Annotated in this window: 16 protein-coding genes and 1 pseudogene; 5 read left to right on the top strand and 12 right to left on the bottom strand. The window is 68.9% G+C overall.

Annotation, left to right across the window (positions count from 1 at the left end; translation table 11 throughout):
* Positions 1-233 (top strand): hypothetical protein (locus HOV91_RS35630; RefSeq protein ID WP_174189612.1); only part of this gene is annotated, 233 nt, incomplete at its 5' end.
* Positions 234-260: 27 nt separating this feature from the next.
* Here the strand turns inward: HOV91_RS35630 and HOV91_RS35625 are convergent.
* Entirely contained in the window at positions 261-1022 is a 762-nt protein-coding gene (locus tag HOV91_RS35625) for a 3-hydroxyacyl-CoA dehydrogenase (protein WP_174189611.1), read from the bottom strand.
* Between the two features lie 237 nt (positions 1023-1259).
* Here HOV91_RS35625 and HOV91_RS35620 point away from each other — a divergent pair, with 237 nt between their 5' ends.
* Positions 1260-2111: a crotonase/enoyl-CoA hydratase family protein gene (locus tag HOV91_RS35620; protein WP_174189610.1), complete on the top strand. Its 852-nt coding sequence runs from the start codon at positions 1260-1262 to the stop codon at positions 2109-2111.
* 45 nt (positions 2112-2156) lie between these two features.
* Here the strand turns inward: HOV91_RS35620 and HOV91_RS35615 are convergent, their stop codons facing one another.
* From HOV91_RS35615 to HOV91_RS35570, 10 genes are all read right to left on the bottom strand, one after another.
* On the bottom strand, positions 2157-2981 hold the full coding sequence (locus HOV91_RS35615) for an alpha/beta fold hydrolase (protein WP_174189609.1): 825 nt from the start codon (positions 2979-2981) through the stop codon (positions 2157-2159).
* Between the two features lie 29 nt (positions 2982-3010).
* A complete protein-coding gene (locus HOV91_RS35610) occupies positions 3011-4219 on the bottom strand; it encodes a cytochrome P450 (RefSeq protein ID WP_174189608.1) in 1209 nt (402 codons plus the stop codon).
* Positions 4216-4680 (bottom strand): PaaI family thioesterase, encoded by a 465-nt coding sequence (locus tag HOV91_RS35605; RefSeq protein ID WP_174189607.1) that lies wholly within the window; start codon positions 4678-4680, stop codon positions 4216-4218. Before HOV91_RS35605 ends, HOV91_RS35610 begins: the two co-directional genes overlap by 4 nt.
* 3 nt (positions 4681-4683) lie before the next feature.
* Positions 4684-6414 (bottom strand): fatty acyl-AMP ligase, encoded by a 1731-nt coding sequence (locus tag HOV91_RS35600; protein WP_174189606.1) that lies wholly within the window; start codon positions 6412-6414, stop codon positions 4684-4686.
* Between the two features lie 9 nt (positions 6415-6423).
* Complete coding sequence (locus HOV91_RS35595) at positions 6424-7158, bottom strand: thioesterase II family protein (protein WP_217441492.1); 735 nt, start codon at positions 7156-7158, stop codon at positions 6424-6426.
* Positions 7155-8399 (bottom strand): cytochrome P450, encoded by a 1245-nt coding sequence (locus HOV91_RS35590; protein ID WP_174189604.1) that lies wholly within the window; start codon positions 8397-8399, stop codon positions 7155-7157. Before HOV91_RS35590 ends, HOV91_RS35595 begins: the two co-directional genes overlap by 4 nt.
* Positions 8396-9298, bottom strand: coding sequence for an SAM-dependent methyltransferase (locus HOV91_RS35585; protein WP_174189603.1), 903 nt, complete (start codon positions 9296-9298; stop codon positions 8396-8398). The genes HOV91_RS35590 and HOV91_RS35585 overlap by 4 nt, the downstream gene beginning before the upstream one ends.
* A gap of 2 nt (positions 9299-9300) precedes the next feature.
* Positions 9301-9567 carry an acyl carrier protein gene (locus tag HOV91_RS35580; RefSeq protein ID WP_174189602.1) on the bottom strand — a complete coding sequence of 89 codons (267 nt, stop codon included), beginning with the start codon at positions 9565-9567 and terminating at the stop codon, positions 9301-9303.
* 3 nt (positions 9568-9570) lie between these two features.
* Complete coding sequence (locus tag HOV91_RS35575) at positions 9571-10548, bottom strand: acyl-CoA desaturase (protein WP_246351413.1); 978 nt, start codon at positions 10546-10548, stop codon at positions 9571-9573.
* A gap of 379 nt (positions 10549-10927) precedes the next feature.
* The gene (locus HOV91_RS35570; RefSeq protein ID WP_174189600.1) at positions 10928-11596 is read right to left on the bottom strand and encodes a cyclase family protein; all 669 of its coding nucleotides are present in this window, start codon (positions 11594-11596) and stop codon (positions 10928-10930) included.
* Between the two features lie 191 nt (positions 11597-11787).
* Between HOV91_RS35570 and HOV91_RS35565 the strand changes: the two genes are divergently transcribed.
* The 3 genes from HOV91_RS35565 to HOV91_RS35555 all read left to right on the top strand — a co-directional run bounded on the left by HOV91_RS35565 (position 11788) and on the right by HOV91_RS35555 (position 14344).
* A complete protein-coding gene (locus HOV91_RS35565) occupies positions 11788-11994 on the top strand; it encodes a hypothetical protein (protein ID WP_174189613.1) in 207 nt (68 codons plus the stop codon).
* 91 nt (positions 11995-12085) lie between these two features.
* A complete protein-coding gene (locus HOV91_RS35560) occupies positions 12086-13621 on the top strand; it encodes a hypothetical protein (RefSeq protein WP_174189599.1) in 1536 nt (511 codons plus the stop codon).
* 249 nt (positions 13622-13870) lie between these two features.
* A complete protein-coding gene (locus tag HOV91_RS35555; protein WP_174189598.1) occupies positions 13871-14344 on the top strand; it encodes a DUF2505 domain-containing protein in 474 nt (157 codons plus the stop codon).
* On the opposite strand, the pseudogene HOV91_RS35550 reads toward HOV91_RS35555, so the two are convergent.
* Positions 14338-14631, bottom strand: a pseudogene (locus tag HOV91_RS35550) (esterase family protein); the annotation flags it as partial. The gene HOV91_RS35555 and the pseudogene HOV91_RS35550 sit on opposite strands and share 7 nt — an antisense overlap.

Below are 14631 nucleotides of genomic sequence, written 5' to 3'. Positions count from 1 at the left end.
CCGTTCCGTTCTTTCCTCCGGTCATCACCCCGGTACAGGCCCAGGCGGAGCAGCTCCGGGCGGAGGTTCCCCCGCCCGCGCAGAACCGCCCACGGGTGCGGAATCTGCCGGTCGCGGAGCCGATTCCGGACCCGGGCGCCTGGGATACCATGCGGCTGATGACGGTGCTGATGGTCACGGTGATCACTGTCGTCGGCGTCCGTTCGGCATCCGGCCCACGACGGATCCGCTGAACCCGGGTCAGCGGCAGTACGGCCGGCTCAGCGCGGCGCCATCCGGATCGCGCCGTCGAGACGGATGGTCTCGCCGTTGAGCATCGGGTTCTCGACGATGTGACGCGCGAGCGCAGCGTACTCGGTGGGGTCGCCGAGTCGCGACGGATGCGGGACCTGCGCGCCCAGCGAGGCGATGGCGTCGTCGGGCAGGGTGGCGAACAGCGGCGTGTGGAACAGTCCCGGCGCGATGGTCACCACGCGGATCTTCAGGCTCGCGAGGTCGCGCGCCACCGGCAGGGTCAGGCCCACGATGCCGCCCTTGGACGCGGAATAGGCCGCCTGCCCGATCTGGCCGTCGAACGCCGCCACCGACGCGGTGTTGATGATGACGCCCCGCTCCTCGCCGACCGGATCGGTGCGCGAGATCCGTTCGGCCGCCAGCCGGATCACGTTGAAGGTGCCGATCAGGTTGACGTTGATGACCTTGGTGAAGTCCGCGAGCGGGAACGCCCCGTTCTTGCCCACGGTCTTGATGGCATTGCCGATGCCCGCGCAGTTCACCGCGACGCGCAGCTCGCCGAGCTCCTGCGCGGCGTCGAGGGCAGCCGTGATCTGCTCTTCGTTCGTGACGTCGGCCGCGGCGAAGACCACGCCGTCGCCGAGTTCCTTGGCGACGGCCTCACCGGAGGACGACGGCAGGTCGATGATGACGACCTTCGCGCCTTTGCCGTGCAGTTCCCGCACGGTCGCCAAACCGAGTCCCGACGCGCCACCGGTCACCGCCGCGACCGCGTTGCTGATCTCCATCCCACTCCTGTTCTCCGGGTTGCCGACCGACGGCGCGAGACGCCGGCCGACCGGTTTGCGCTGCCACCCCGGACGGGGCGGCAGGTGCCGTGACCAATCGAGACACGGCGACAGGCTAACCGCACAGCGCGCACTAAGTAAACAGTCATTCTTCTTTCGATCGACTGTGCCCAAGCTCGGTCCCGCGCGAACCCCCTGCAAGAGCGGCTATGTCAGCGTGATGGCAAGCTGTCTGTTATGGCCGATATTCGCCTGGACGTCTCCGACGCCATCGCCACCATCACCCTCGACCGCCCCGAGCAGCTCAACGCGTTCACCACCGCGATGGGACGCGAGCTCATCGATGCGTTCGACACCTGCGACCGCGACGATCGCGTCCGAGCGGTGGTGATCACCGGCGCCGGACGAGCCTTCTGCGCCGGGGCGGACCTGTCGGCGGGCGCGGAGACCTTCGCCGCGGGCGACCAGGACGCCGCGGCGTCCTTCCGTGACGGCGGCGGCGAAGTCGTGCTGCGCATGTTCGAATCCAGCAAGCCCATCATCGCCGCCGTCAACGGCCCGGCCGTCGGCGTCGGCATCACCATGACTCTCGCGGCGGACTTCCGGCTCGCGGTCGACAACGCCCGCATCGGGTTCGTCTTCAATCGACGCGGCATCGTGCCCGAGTCCTGCTCGAGTTGGTTCCTGCCGCGTCTGGTGTCGATGCAGACCGCGCTGGACTGGGTGTATTCGGGCCGTCTGGTCGACGCGAGCGAAGCGCTCGACGCGGGACTGTTCTACGCGCTGCATCCGGCGGGCGCGCTGCTCGACGAGGCCCGTGCGCTGGCCTGCCGCATCACCGAGCATTCCGCACCGGTTTCGGTGGCCCTGTCCCGGCAGATGCTGTGGCGCAATCTCGGATCCGAGCATCCGATGATCGCCCATCGCGTCGAATCCCGCGGCATCTACCACCGGGGCGCGAGCCAGGACGCCCGGGAGGGCGTGACGGCCTTCCTGGAGAAGCGGCCCGCCCGATTCCCCGACAGCGTCGAGCGCGACCTTCCGGACATCTTCGGCGACGATCTCGCCGTCCCGCCGTTCCTGCCCTGAGGTCGCGGCGCTCGGAACCTGTAGTTCGCGGCGAAGCCGACCCGGTCAGGCCCCGTCGACGGTGGCGAGGAACTCCTGGAGTAGGGCGGTGATCGCCGCGGGCTGTTCCAAACTGCTGGTATGGCCGCAGTCCGCGATGGTGTGCAGCCGGGCGTCGGGGATCAACGCGGCGATGCGCTCGGATCGCGGCGGCGGCGTCGCCGCGTCGTCGGCGCCGACGACGACGAGCGTCGGCACCGTGACCGCGGTGATCTCGTGCTCCACCGACGCACGGTCGGCGACGCCGAGGACCGCCTTGCGCACGGCCGCACGATCACAGCGCCGCAGACGGGCGGCCCACTCCTCGATGACGGGCCGATTCGCGGGGTCGGCGCGAAAGCGCGAGCCGAACAGGTGTGGCTCGATCCTGCCGAGAACGGGCCCGGCGCCGAACAGCCGCACCGCGAGCGCGAGCCGCTTGTACTCGCCGATCTTGCCGGGGTCTTCCGGCTCGGCACTGCTGTCCAGCAACGTCAGTGAGCGCAGCAGTCCGCCGTGGCGCGCCGCGATGCGCTGCCCGACGAAGCCGCCCATGGACAGACCGACCCAATGCACCGGGGCCAGCCCGAGAGCCTGGATCACCGCGACAGCATCACCGGTGAGGGTGTCCATGTCGTAGCCACCGGCCGTCGCCGCGGTCGCGCCCTGTCCCCGCCAGTCGATCGTGACGCAGCGGTAGCGCCGGCGCAGGACTTCGATCTGGGGCTGGAACATCCATCCGCCGAACAGGAGTCCGTGACCGAACACCACAGTCGCGGCCGCAGACCGGCCGGGCGGGACTCCGGTGTCGGTGTAGGCGATCGGCGCGGTATCGACCGTTATCGTGGGCATGAATCCGTCCGTCTTTCCAGCATCGTGCGTCACACCGAGATCGACAGTTCGGCGGGTCCACGCACATTGATCCGCCCGTTCCAGCGCAAGGTCTCGATGGTGGCGTCGGGGAACCGCTGCACGAAGCGGGAGAAGGCCACTCGGGCTTCCAGCCGCACCAGCGCCGCGCCCAGGCAGTGATGGATGCCCGCGCCGAACGAGAGGTGCTGCTGCGCGTTCGGCCGGTCGAGGCGCACCTCGTCGCCGTCCCCTCCCCAGAATCGCGGATCGCGATTGGCGGCGGCGACACAGGCGAGCACCAGGCTGCCGGAGGGGATCTGCGAACCGCCGATCGACACGGGTTCGACGGTGATCCGGCGCATCAGTTGCACCGGGGTGTCGTAGCGGAGCAGTTCCGCTACGGCGTTGTCGGCCAATCCCGGGTTCTCCCTGAGCCGCCGCGCCTGGTCGGGATGGCGCAGCAGGGCGAGGATACCGCCTGCGAGGTGGTTCACGGTCGTCTCGTGGCCGGCGATGTAGAGCAGCATGACCTGAGCGACCAGCTCGTCCTCGCTCAAGACGTCGCCTTCGTGTTCCGCGGCGATCAGCCTGGTCAGCAGATCGTCGCTCGGGGCGGCGCGTTTCCAGCGGACCAGTTCGCCCACCATGGCGAACAGCTCCTGGTTCGCCGACCGGATCGCGGCCTGCAAAGCCGGGTCGGCGAGGGGTTCCAGCGCCAGCACGAGGATCGCGGTGAGCTCACGCAGCCGCGTGTGCTCCACCACCGGCACACCGAGCATTTCCGAGATGACCCCGAACGGCACCGGAAAGGCCAGTTCGGCGACGACATCCGCGGTCGCGGACGCGGCGATGCGATCGAGCGCGGCGTCGACGAGGGCCTCGACCCTCGGCTGCAACGCCGCGATCGCCCTCGGGGTGAACGCTTTGGTGACGAGGCGGCGCAGGCGGGTGTGGTCGGGCGGATCCCGGTCGAGCATGGAGAGTCCGCGCATCATGCGGTTCTCCTTGCCCAGCTTGCCGCTGTCGCTCTTCCACGACGGCAACCTGGTCAGGTGCTGCTCGTCGACGGACTGTGCCGAGCGCTGCAACCCGGCGACATCCTCGTATCTAGACAGGATCCAAAACCCGAGGGGGTGCTCGTACGCGGCCCCGGCGGCGCGCAGCCGAGCGTAGTGCGGGTAAGGATCCTCGGCGAAACCCGCGGCGAACGGGTCGAAGACGAACGTGTCGGCGGTCATGGCCGCACCTCTCGATCCGCGGTGAACAGTTTCACGTTCCGCATCGTGACAAGCGCTGTCGCACAGAAGATTTCGTTGTCGTCGCCGATCGAGAAGACGTCCGCCGCGGCGATCGTGATCAGGGCGCCCGGCTTGATCACTCGGCCCCGGGCGGCGACCGTCGGGCCTTTCGCCGGGGCGAGGATCTTGACCGTGTAGTCGATCGTCATGTTCACCCATCCCGGCTGCAAGAGGGTTCCCGCCGCGGAACCGGCGGCGAAATCCGCGAGGGAACCGAGCACCCCGCCCTGGAAGAATCCGTCGTGCTGGGTCAGCTCCTTGCGATAGGGCTGAATGATCTCGGCTTCGCCGGGAGCCACCCGGCCGAATTCGAAACCCAGGTGCTCGGCGGCGGGCATGCTCAGCACCGCACCGGTCACCGCCGCTTCGAAGTCCGGATTCGCCGCTTGCCAGGCCCGCATATGTCAGCTCCTCGTAGGAAGTTCGATCGGTTCTTCCGTGCGCGGCGACCAGATCTCGAATCCACCTGCCAGATACCGTGTTCTGGCCGCTGCCCGCATGATCTTTCCGCTGCTGGTCTTCTGGACGTGGCCCGCCGGGGTCAGCACCACGTCGCCGATGGTGACTTCGTGCTCCCGCACGACCGCCGCCCGGATCGCGCCCACGATGTCGGCTGGGTCGGCCTCTTGCTCGTGCTCACGCTTGATCTCCTGCACCACGACGAGTTTCTCGCCGTCGCGCCCGGGCACCGAGAAAGCCGCCCCGCCGCCCGGCCGGAGAGCGGTATGCGCGCCTTGGACGGTGTGCTCTATGTCGTGCGGGTAATAGTTCCGGCCGCGAATGACGACCATGTCCTTGAGTCGTCCGACCACGTACAGCTCATCGTCCACCAGCACGCCGAGATCGCCGGTGCGCAAGTAGGTTCGAGCGGAATCGTCGGCGCATCGCGCTTGGAACGTGGCGGCGGTCGCCTCGGGATTGTTCCAATAGCCCTGGGCGACATGCTCTCCGGACACCCAGATCTCGCCGGCCCGGTCCGGTGGGCAGGTCTGCCCGGTATCGGGATCCACGATGCGCAGGTGCTCCTTCCGAAGCACCCGCCCCGACCCGGCGAGGGTGCGGAACCGGTCGGCTACGGCGTCGGCGTAACGGCCGTACCCGAGCGCTCGGACGTCTACGTCCAGCGTCACCGGGCCGCGCCCTTTCCGGCTGCCGGTGACCAGGAGCGTGGCCTCGGCCAGGCCATAGCACGGATACAGCGCCCGCGCGTCGAACCCGTAGGGAGCGAAAGTCTCCGCGAACCGGGTCAACGTCTCGGCGCGGATCGGCTCGGCTCCGTTGAACGCCACCTTCCAGCAGCTCAGATCCAGCGTGGGCACCTGCGCCGTGGCCGCGCGCGCCACACAGGCGTCGAAGGCGAAATTGGGGCCGCCGCTGGTGTGCGCGCGATACCGGGAAATGGCTTCCAGCCACAACAGCGGCCTGCGAACGAACGTCGTCGGCGACATCAGGATGCTCGTAGCGCCCACATACAGCGGCTGCAGGACGTTGCCGATCAGACCTTGGTCGTGGAAGAAGGGCGCCCAGCCCACCACGGTCGAGTCCCGGTCGTGCTCGAATGCCTGCCGGATCATCTCCTCGTTCGCCATCAGGTTCCGGTGCGTGACCATGACGCCTTTGGGAGCCGCGGTGGAGCCGGAGGTGTATTGCAGGAACGCGACGGAATCGAGTTCGGGGGTGGCGGGGGTGCCGTCGGCGCCCGTCGCCGGCAGTTCGTCGACGGCGATCCACTGCCTGGCCGGGCACAGCGGCTCCAGCGCCCGCCGCAACGCCTCGAGCACCGCGCCGAGCGTCAGCACCGCGACGGGCTCGCAATCGACGGCGATGGATCGCGTCGCGTCCTGCACCTTGTCGCGGCGGGGCGGATTCATCGGCACCGCGATCACCCCCGCGTAGAGGCACCCGAAGTACGCGACGAGGAAGTCCGGGCTCTGCGGAAAGATCAGCAGCGCGCGGTCGCCCGGCGCACACCGTGAGCGGAGTCCCTCGGCCACCACCAGCGCCCGCTGGTGCAGTTCGCGGTAGCTCAGCGTCGTTGTCTCCGCGCCGTTCTCGTCCAGGAACACATAGGCGGTCCGGTCCGGCTCACCGGCGGCTCGGCGCTGGAGGATGTCGGGAAGCAGAATGTGCGGCACGTGGGGTCCTCACTGCAACGCGGCGGTCATCGCCGCGGCGATGGCCCCACGATGCCGATGGTGGAAGAGGTGGTCGCCGGAGAATTCGTGGATCGCGAAGCCGCCATCGGTCAACTCGTGCCAGGCCGCGATCTCGGCAGGGTCCACCACCGGGTCCTCGGTGCCGTAGAACGCCGTGATCGAGCAGCCCAGGCCGGACGGTGGCTGGTAGCGGTACTCCTCGGACAGTTCCAGATCCGCGCGGGTCAGTGGCAGTGCGTAGCGCAGGAAAGCGCGGCTGCGCCCCGCCGGACCCCATGCGTTCAGCGCGGCGAGCGCCGCCGCGAAATCGTCGTCGGCCAGGTGGTGGATCGGTGGGCGGCTCGCGGACAGTTGCGGGGCGCGACGGCCGGAAACGAACAGGTGCGTCGCGGGCGTGCCCGCCGCGGCGAGCGCGCGGGCCAGTTCGAACGCCACCAGCGCCCCCATACTGTGGCCGTAGATCGCGACTCGCGCGTCATCCCACCGCTGGACCTGCGGCAGCAGTCCCGCGACGGCGTCACCGACGCGGCGCAGGGCCTGCGCACCGGACAGGTCCTCCCGGCCGGGCAACTGGACCCGTACCGCGGCGATGTCCGCCGGGAACAGGTTCGGCCAGCGGTTGAACGACGACGCGCCGGCACCGGCGTGCGGTACGCAGATCAGTCGCACGGGCGCTTCGTCGCGCTCGTACCGCAGCCACGTCCGCGTCGCTGCCCGTGTCATCGGGCGTTCCGGAGTGTGACCGGCAGATGGTTCAACCCGCGGACGATGAAGCTGTGGTCCTGCCATTCGAGCTCGCCGTCGGACAGCCGCAGGTTCTCGGAGTGCCGGTAGAGGTACTCGAAGGCCACCTCCGCTTGCAGTTCGGCGAGCAGCCCACCCAGGCAGCCGTGCATTCCGTGGCCGAAAGCGAGATGACCCGCGGCGGCGCGGTTCAGGTCGAACTCGTCGGGGCGGTCGAACACGGCGGGGTCGCGGTTGGCCGCGCCCAGGCACACCAGCACTTGGTCGCCCGCCGCGATCCGCTTCCCGCCGATCTCGGCATCGCGGGTGGCCAGGCGCTTGGTCAGCTGTAGCGGGCAGTCGTAACGCAGCGTCTCGTTGACCGCGGCGCGGACTGCCTCCGGCCTTTCCCGCAGCTGCGCGGCCTGCTCCGGGTGGCGCAGCAAAGCCAGTACCCCGTTGCCGATCAGGGCTTTGGTCGTCTCGTTGCCCGCGACGAAACACATGATGCAGACGAAGACCAGTTCCTCGTCGCTCAGCGCGTCACCGCCCGCCGTTCGCGCGGCCGCCAGCCGGCTGATCAGGTCGGCGCCGCCCCGGGACCGGCGCTCGGCCAGCACCGTGTCCAAGGCGGTGGCGAATTCCTCGACCACCGCGCACACGCGCGCGAAGTCGCCGGCCTTCATCAGCCCCGGCTCCAGCAGGAAACGGATGTCATGGGTCCAGGGACCGACGCGTTCGCGCAGGTCGTCGGGTAGGTCCATCCACTCGCACAGCACCGTGACCGGCAAGGGGGCGGCCAACTCGGTGATCACGTCCAAGCCGCCCGCGCGCCAGGCGCGCCGCATCAGCTCCTCGACGGCGCTGATCACCAGCGGACGCAGGTCGGCGACCGCCCGCGAGGTGAACACCCGGTTCACCAGTCCGCGCAGTCGCGCGTGGTCCGGATTGTCGGTGAACACCAGCGACTTGCGGCCCAGCCGCTCGACGCGCGCGACATCCCGCTGCCCGTATCGCTCGGCCTGCTCGCCGACCAGCCGGGGGATCAGCCCGGCGCTGAACGAGCGGTCGTGCAGGACGCCGCGCACGTCGGCATGCCGGGTGAGCACCCACATGCCCAGCGTCCTGTGCACCGGCTGCGCCTCGCGCAGCTGCCGATACAGCGGATAGGGGTCGCGGCGGAATTCCGTGCTGAAGGGGTTGAACCGCACCCGCGCCTGCTCGTGTGTCCGCCCCGTCATTGCGCTCGCACTCCTCGGCGGGCGAAGAATCGGTCGCCGTACGGTGCCAGCACGAGGCGCAGCAGGCCGATCTTGCCCATGCGGAAGCCGAGCGCGGACAGCTTGAGGTAGCGCTCGTAGCGCGCGACGACGTCGGCGCCGACGATCTCGACGGCTTCCGCGCGGTTCGCGCGGAGCCTGCGCGCCCATTCCGCGCAGGTCCACGCGTAGTCGAGACGCCCGTTGGCGAGCGAGCGGATCTCGAAGACGCCTTCGGCCGCGGTCGCGATCTCCGCCAGGGTCGGCAGGTCCGCGTCGGGGAAGATCTCCCGCTGCATGAACGTGCTCGCCTGCTCGCGTTCCATATTGGCGTAGACGATCGTCTGCAAGGACAGCACGCCGTCGTCGTTCAGCCAGTCACGGCAGCGGGTGAAGAACTCGCGGTACACCCGGATCTTCTCGGCAGGCGAATCCTCGGGCCGGGCGAAGTGCTCGAAGGCCCCGATCGAGATGACGCCGTCGAAACGGATGTCCGGTTCGAAATGCAGCCAATTCTCCAGCCGCACTTCGACGCCTGGCAGATCGAGCGTCCGCACGAACTCGGCCTGCTCGGCGCTGAGCGTCAGCCCCACCGACCGCGCGACCGCGTGCCGTCGCGACAGGCGTTGCAGGATCGCACCCCACCCGCAGCCGATGTCCAGCACCGCCGCGGCGCTGTCGGCGCAGATCGCGTCCAGATGGAACCGCAGTTTCCGTTCCTGAGCGGCTTCCAGCGTATCGTCGGCGCCCGAACGCAAGGCGCAGGAGTAACTCAACGACGAATCGAGCCACAGCCGGTAGAAGTCGTTGCCCGCGTCGTAGTGGTGCCGGATCGCGGCCGCCGCCGCGGCGGCCCGCTCGGTGCCGGTCGGCGCGGACACGGTTACGCCACGCTCCGTCGGCTCTGCTCGTGCAGATAGCCGGCCACCGCGTCGATATTCGGGTTGTCGAAGAGATCCTCCGGCGCGAGATCGACGCCGTACCGCTCCTCCACCTCGATCAGCAACGCGACCGCGAGGGCGGAGTCCACACCCAACCGGTCGAAGTCCGCGGCGGGGTCCACCGCTTCCGCGGGAACCTCCAGCAATTCCGCGAGGTATTCCCGGCACCACTGGACGATGGCTTCTCTACTCGTATCCACGTTGAGCATTCCTCACGCTGCGTAGCCGACCGGGTCGGACTTTCCGGAAATACGTTTCGCGGCCATCCGTGCCGCGGACGGAGTTTTGAGGTCCCAGGCCAGACCGAATCTCTCCAGCGCTTTGATGAGCCAGAAACCGGGATCGAGCCGGTACCAGTCCAATCCGAAGGACGGCGACTCGGGGAACGCGTGATGGTTGTTGTGCCACGACTCCCCCAGCGTCACCAAGGCGAATATCCCCCCGTTGTGGCTGTTCTCCCGCGATGCGTAGCGGCGGGTGCCGAACATGTGCAGGAACGAGTTGATCGCCCAGACGATGTGCTCGAGGACGAAGATGCGCACCAGACCACCCCACAGCAGACCGCTCACCGCCCCGGTCCAGCTCAGCGACACCAGGCCGCCGATCACCGTCGGGATGAGCAGCCCGAGACCGACCCAGTAGTAGTAGAGGCGGGCGATCCGCACCAGGCCGCGATCCTTGACCAGGTCGGGCGCGTAGTGCACGACGTTCGGGTACTCGTGGCGGCGCATCCACAAAAAATGCGAATGCGCCAGGCCCCGCAGCGTGCCGCGCAGACCACCGCCGGAAAGGTTCGGCGAATGCGGATCCCCGTCGCGATCGCTGTACTCGTGATGCCGCCGATGCAGCGCCACCCAGGACACCACGCCGCCCTGTCCGGCCATCGAGCCGAGAACCGCCAGCACCCCCGCCACCCACGGCACCGTCTTGAACGTGCGATGGGTGAACAGCCGGTGATAGCCGACGGTCACTCCGAGGCCGGTGACCAGCCACATCGACAGCAACAGCACGAATTCGGTTGTTCCGAAGGGATGTACCGCGAGAAAGGCGAACGCGCCTGCCGTGCCGATAATCGGCAGCACATCGAACAGCAGGAAATGCCTGCGCTGCAAGCGGTGAATATAAGGACTGCTGATCGTCTTCCGGCGCGGTTGCGGCCGCACACTTTCGAAATCACTGTTTTCGGCCATCACTCGACAACACCTCATCGATCCGGGACCGGATTCGGCCAGCGGGACTCCCCGACCGTAACGCCGGTGTCCCCGTGAGCAGCGGGGGATCCGGAGGTGCCGATCGCGGGATCGAAAACGACGATCTCGACATCGATCGCGCAGGCCGCCTCTACGCTCCGGCCTATTTCGCCGGGCGGGTCTGGCGCATCGATACCGACGGCACGGTCCGCGCTCTCGCCACCGGGCTCGCCTTGCCCGCCGGGATCACCGTCGGGGTGGACCGGGCCGGGTTCGCCGGGGGCACCGTCTACGTCACCACCCACACCGGCCAGGTCGTGGAGATTCCGGACGCGGTTCCCCCCGACGGATACTGGGCCTGGGAAGGCTGCCGCAGCGGTTACTCGCCACCGCGGTACTCGATCCACGCCACCGCGCGCAGCGGAAACGAGCCCATACCGCGCACCGGCGCGGGCAGGGCGAACAGCCTGGCGCCGGTATCGGGGACCGCCTGCAGATTCGTCATCTGCTCGATGATCGGGATCGCCGCACCGAGCAGCGTGTGGTGACACGGCCGCGTCGGCAGGGACGTGTCGTCGATGTCGAGCGAATCGATGCCCACCAGCGCGACGTTGGCGGCGACCAGCGCCTCGCCCACCTCGCCGACCAGGAACGGATGCCCGGGGCCACGGTAGGCGGGCGAGCCCCACTCGGCCGACCAACCGGTGTGCACCAGGACCGCCTTGCCCCATAGGCGCGCGGGATCACCGAGCACATCCGGCCCCACCGCGCGCAGTCCCGGCGCGCGAATCACCACGATCGGCACATTGCACAGCCGTTCCAGGGGCAGTTCGGCGATGTCGGCGCCTCCGGGGTGGTGTTGGGAAGGCGCGGTGATATAGGTGCCGGTGGCGCCGACCATGTCCACGCGTGCGATGTCGTAAGCCGGATCGATCAGCGACGACCGCGCATGCGAGATCTCGGTACCGATGCGCGGCGCGGGCAGGCCGGGGCAGGTGAGCATGCCGTCCGAGATCGGATGAGATAGCTCCACAATCGCTCGGCTCATGCCAGGGACCGTACCGGCTGGTCCGCCCGGCGGGCAGGCCCGTGCCAGGGAACTCGGCCCCCACCACCGACCCCCTCCAGGATCCACGACAAAGCCGCAGGTCGGCAGCCGGACGCTGCACGCGGAATTCCGGCGGAATGGCACGTGCGCCCGGGCTCGAAGAAGCGCAGAATGGAACCGGAAAGGTCATCATGCGACTGTTGAAGGGCTTGCTCGGCGTAGTGCTGGGAATTCTCACGGCCGTGCTGGGCACGGTGCTGGGAATCCTCGCAGCCGTGCTGTGGCTCGTGGGCGCGGTGCTGTGCGTGACGATCCTTCTGCTTCCGCTCGGGCTTCCCGTCGTGAAGCTCGCCCGCCGTCTGTTCGGCCTCTCCCGGCAGTTGATGCGCCTTCCCTGACCGACCGCTGTCCTCGGTTGCGCCGCAGCGCGCGAGCTGCCATCCTCGTGATCATGATCTCCCACGGAAAGGGCGTCCTGCGCCCGGCTCGATGAGCCCCCGCTCGGCCACGTTCGTGGCCCACGCGCTATCTCTCTCCGCTCTGCACGGTCCCGGCCCTTGGCCGCGAGACGGATATCCCCTACCGGACGAACAGCCCTCCGAACACGGCGAAATCGTTCTTCCCAGCGTCGTATACGACGGCGTCAGCACTCATCATTTCGGCGCTCGCGCGCATCCGGTCACCGAGCTCGCCGATCGGATCCTCGCCGATCTCGACGATCCGGCTCGTCTGCTCGAGCACTTCGCCGGATTACCCGCCGTTCGTGTCGCCGACGATCTCGTCGCCGAGTTGCGATCCCGGGACTTTCCGCGCGAAAAGCTCTATAGCGCGGCGCGATTCGTCACCGAGAACGCGACGAGGCGTGAGGTCGCCAAACTCGGCATAGTGCTGCTCGGCACGTGTGGCGACCAGCGCGACCGCGAACTGCTCCAGTTGCTCGGGTCGCTGGAGGAGTTCGCCCTCTTCGCGGTCGTCGCGCTCATGAAGACCCAGCCCGATGGCCAGCGCGCGGTGTTCGAGCTGGCGCAGCGGCTGGACGGCTGGGGACGGATCCACGCCGTGGAACGGCTGAAAGGCTGCGCAGACCCCGACGTCAAAGCATGGTTGCTGCGCGGAGGGTTCCGCAACGGCGTGCTGAACGAGTATCTCGCGCACATCGCCGCCACGACCGGCGGCCTCTACGAGGCGCTGCTCGCGGACGAGGTGGACGACGCCCTGCTCGACGGTGCGGCCGGCATCCTCAAAGCCCTCGCTCTCGGCGGCCCCGCCGAGGACATGCACGACTACGACGACGCGATACCCGCCATGCATCGCTTCGCCGAACTCCTCGCCAGGTCCGCGCCCACCCTCGGGCGGCTGGACGCGGCGCTGACCCTGCAACGCTTGGTCTCCGGTGCCGACTTCGATTGGCCCGACGGCGAGCCTGCTCGGCTGCGAGCCAGGTACGGAGCTCTCACGGCGCAGCAGCGGTGGCGCGATCTGGTGACCGCCGAACTCGCGCCCCGTGAGGGCGCGGCCGATCCGGCGGACGGCGGCGAGCGGCGGTCCAACGCGTTCGAGATCGCGCTCTCCTGCGCGGGTCGACTGGGGATGGACGCACTGCCGAGCGCACTCGCGCGCTTGCGCTCGGATAGGGACAACGCCTACGTCTGGCAGTGGGCGATGCGCCATGCCGATCAGGACACGGTCTGGCAGGTGGTGGATCTCGCCGAACAGCTCCTGCCGCTCGACCAACTGGCCGACGGCCCGTCCGAAGCACTGGGCCTCGGCCCGGACTACCGGGCAGATATGGTCCTCGAGATCGTCGTCCGGCAGCTGCGCGGCCACCCGGGCACCGGCCGCGCACTCCTGCCGGTCGCGCTCGGCAACCGGGTCGTCCGGTGCAGGCGGGCGGCACTCACCGTCCTCGGTGATTGGCCGCCGGAGGCTCGCCCGCCCGAGGCACGCGACTGGGTGGCGGCGGCCGCCGAGCTGGAACCCAACACTGAACTCCGGCGGGACATGCTGGCGTTCATCGAGACCTGAGACCGGGCCGCGCGGGCGACCGGTCTCAGCGTGCGCCGGACAGGTCTTCGCGCGCTGATCGGTTGCCCGCCGCGGATCGCGGCTCGGCGGCAGAGCACACCCGGATGTGGCGTGCCAGTACCATCCTGGACGAGACCCGGTCCAACATACCGAAGCACCTGTCGCTCAGCGTGATTCAGCAGCTACCTGTTACCGGTGGCGATGATTCCTCATCTCCGGACAGCGGGGCAGCAGGTAGCGTATGGCGGTATGGCGACCCCCCTGGCGTATACGGCCACCTACTCCCATTCGGCCGACGCGCTTCGAGCGGCGCTGGGCGACGAGCAGTACTGGAAAGACCGCGTGGAGGAGGGCGGCGGGCAACTCGTCGAGTTCGACGCCGCCGAGGACCGCTTGCACGTGCGGCTGCGGCAAACCGTCGCGGCCTCGGAGTTGCCCGGCGCCGTCACCGCCGTGCGACCCGAGGGCCTGGTCATCGCGCGCACCGAGACCTACACCCGCGAGGGCGGCAGTTTCGACGCCCGCGTCGAAGGCGTTCCGGCCCAGGTGAGCGGAACCGTCCGGCTCACCGAGGGCGACCGGGCGACGGCCGTGGTGGACGGCTGCGCCGAGGTCGGCATCCCGTTGTTCGGCAAGAAGATCGAGGCGGCCATGGTGGCCCGGCTGCTCGAGTTGCTCGCCGCGGAGGCGGCGTTCACCGACACCTGGATCACCGCTCACTGATCGCCGGCAAGTGCGGCGCCGATCGTCTCCCACGAATTGTGCAGATCCTCCTGCCAGTATCCCCAGGAATGGGTTCCGGCCGGACGGAGCACGAAGGTCGCGGGAACGGCCAACTCGCGCAGGCGATCCCGGAGCTGGCGGGTACATACATTGGTGACGGCTTCCAGTGGTGCGCCGAAGATCAGCTGGTAGGCCAGCTGTATACCGGAGCCGTTCGCGCCGTCGAGGGTGTCGTGTGGTCCCGGTGCGCCGGTACCGGTCGAGACGTAGATCGCGGTACCCCGCAG

Origin of the sequence: Nocardia barduliensis, assembly GCF_013315795.1 — a bacterium.
Lineage (GTDB): Bacteria > Actinomycetota > Actinomycetes > Mycobacteriales > Mycobacteriaceae > Nocardia > Nocardia barduliensis.
The sequence above is the reverse complement of the archived record's forward strand: the minus strand, read 5'-3'. Positions and strand labels throughout refer to the sequence as shown.